We start from the raw sequence: 1,312 nt of genomic DNA on the forward strand, positions 1-1,312 counted from the left end.
TGACCCGTCCTGAATAGCGTTGACACGTTCCTGACTTAAATCCGGAGAACGTGATGATGACTGAGTTCAAACGCACCCAACGTGATTATTCTCTATCCTTTAAAATAGCCGTTGTTGAACAGGTTGAAAAAGGCGAGATGACCTATAAACAGGCCCAGCAGCGGTATGGCATTCAGGGGCGCTCCACCGTTCTTGTCTGGCTGCGTAAATATGGCCGGCTTGACTGGAGCCCCGGACTTCCTGACCTGGTGAAGAGGAAACTGCCTATGGCTCAGACGACTGTCCCGCTTACACCCGAGCAAAGAATCAGGGAACTTGAAGAACAGCTTGAGCTGGCAAACCAGAAAGCTGAGTTTTTTGAGTCGGTTATCAATGTCCTGAAAAATGATTATGGGGTGAGCATCGTAAAAAAGCGGCCCGGCAAGTCCTCGCGCAAAGTCCGGTCCCCAAAATAACCGTTACGCGTGCGTGCCAGTTCCTGGGGCACAGCAGACAGGCATGGTACCAGGACAACACAAGGCGCAGAAAACGGCAGGAACATCATGCTCAGGTTCTGGAGTTTGTTGCCCGCATCAGGTGTCGTCAGCCGAGAATCGGTACGCGTAAACTGCACTATCTGCTGAATACTCAGGCCGATAAAACGCTGAATATCGGGCGGGATCGTCTGTTTAACTTGCTGGATGAATACCGGCTCCTGGTGCCGGTGAAACGGGCATATCACAAAACCACTAACAGCCATCATCGCTTTCACCGGCATCCTAACCTGCTGAAACCCGGTCCTGAACAGGTTACCGCCCTTGAGCCGGAGCAGGTCTGGGTTGCCGATATTACTTACCTTCCACTACGTAGCGGCACGGCCTATCTGAGTCTGGTCACCGATGCCTGCTCCAGAAAAATCGTGGGTTACCATGTCGGGGAAAACCTGCAGACAGAAAACGTGGTAAAAGCGTTCAGACAGGCGCTGAGGCAGAGAAAAACGACAGGTCCGCTGGTACATCATTCTGACAGAGGGCTGCAATACTGTTCAGCGCTCTATCAGTCAGTCCATGAAAGAAACGGAATAACCTGTTCAATGACCGATGGTTACGACTGCTACCAGAATGCACTGGCTGAGCGAGTAAACGGTATCCTGAAAAATGAGTTTTTACTCTCGCGTCCAGCCGATCTGGCACAAGCCAGAATGATGGTAAAAGAGTCGGTGGGAATTTATAACCATGAACGGCCACATCTGGCCCTGAAGTACAAAACGCCCGATGACGTTCATCAGGCGTTTTATCGACAGAAAACTGTCAACCTATATCAGGACTAGTCA

Annotated in this window: 1 protein-coding gene; it reads left to right on the top strand. The window is 50.9% G+C overall.

All coding sequences use genetic code 11. The features are described from left to right. Window positions 1-53: 53 nt before the first annotated feature. Window positions 54-1,309 (top strand): IS3 family transposase gene (locus ACLGE8_RS22635; RefSeq protein ID WP_411001366.1). Its coding sequence is split into 2 segments (ribosomal slippage): window positions 54-405 and window positions 405-1,309, totalling 1,257 coding nucleotides; the frame shifts between segments, so codons are not numbered across the junction. The last annotated feature ends 3 nt before the right edge of the window (window positions 1,310-1,312 follow it).

It is taken from the genome of Kluyvera sp. 142486 (genome assembly GCF_046569695.1).
In the GTDB taxonomy this organism is placed as follows: domain Bacteria; phylum Pseudomonadota; class Gammaproteobacteria; order Enterobacterales; family Enterobacteriaceae; genus Kluyvera.